The organism is Sphingomonas sp. SRS2 (genome assembly GCF_000971055.1).
In the GTDB taxonomy this organism is placed as follows: domain Bacteria; phylum Pseudomonadota; class Alphaproteobacteria; order Sphingomonadales; family Sphingomonadaceae; genus Rhizorhabdus.
In genome coordinates, this window is record NZ_LARW01000002.1 from 1 (window position 1) to 244 (window position 244).

Below are 244 nucleotides of genomic sequence, written 5' to 3' on the forward strand. Positions count from 1 at the left end.
CGATCCATCCGGGCGCATCTGCGATGTCATTTTCCCAATCGCCGGCAAGGACAAACTGGCGGCGATCATCAAGGAAAGCCAGGCAAAGGGCGCCTTGGATCGGCGGATCTACAAGGGGATGCGGAGGGCATGGGGCAATCATTATCGCCGGATGCTGCCAAGCCTGCTTTCGGGACTGGAGGTTCGGTCGAACAACGCCGTGTGGCGTCCGGTGCTGGCGGCCCTGGACTGGATCAGAAGCAAA

General features: G+C 60.7%; 1 protein-coding gene. It reads left to right on the top strand.

The features are described from left to right. On the top strand, positions 1-244 hold a 244-nt coding region (locus tag WP12_RS26400; RefSeq protein ID WP_046191725.1), incomplete at both ends, for a hypothetical protein.